We start from the raw sequence: 244 nt of genomic DNA on the forward strand, positions 1-244 counted from the left end.
TTCTCTAACATCTTTGTGTTGCTATTATTTAATCCTAACTCCGTGATTTTCTTAGAAGCAGTACTAACATAGCGATTTGAAGTATTAAAGTCTGCAACTGCTAACCAATCAATATCTCCATCCCAATATTCTTTTACACTTGTTTTTGGAGTACCTCCACTAATTATAGTTACAACATCACTTAGCTTCTCACTCATACTTCAACCCCTTCATCTGCCCTTCAATCTCCTGCTCCAATGCATGC

General features: G+C 36.9%; 1 protein-coding gene. It reads right to left on the minus strand.

What is annotated here, in order from left to right; translation table 11 throughout:
- On the minus strand, positions 1 to 197 hold a 197-nt coding region (locus ACYQ78_RS40005), incomplete at its 3' end, for a restriction endonuclease subunit S (protein WP_459806217.1).
- Positions 198 to 244: the final 47 nt, after the last annotated feature.

The organism is Herbidospora sp. RD11066 (assembly GCF_054661255.1).